At 45.7% G+C, this 339-nt stretch carries 1 pseudogene; it reads right to left on the minus strand.

Annotated elements, in window-relative coordinates:
- Nucleotides 1-339 (minus strand): annotated as a pseudogene (locus HMPREF2794_RS25640) (hypothetical protein); the annotation flags it as partial.

A 339-nucleotide genomic window follows, 5' to 3' on the forward strand; every position in this document is an offset into this window, starting at 1 on the left:
GAAAGTCCGTTTCGGCAGACGGTTTTGTGCCTTCTGCCACCTTCTTTGCTGTTTCCGCATTATAAAACGGGCAGTCGTTATTCTCAAAGAACTTGATGCCCATGAAGCCTTTCGGTTTTCCGGTTACCGGATCAAGGTAGAAATTACGGTCATAGAAGTACTTGGACGCATCCTTATCCAGCAACAAGTCACCCATATGCAGTGGGGAAAGTACTATGTACAAGGCATCGGTAACGGGAAGGTTCCATGTTTTTGCGAGCGTTGCAAAATCGACTAGATCCTTATAAGACAGTCTCAAACGACCGTTAATATCTTTCTCACCCGTTGTCCGGATAACAG

The organism is Bacteroides sp. HMSC067B03 (assembly GCF_001811315.1).
In the GTDB taxonomy this organism is placed as follows: Bacteria; Bacteroidota; Bacteroidia; order Bacteroidales; family Bacteroidaceae; genus Bacteroides; species Bacteroides faecis.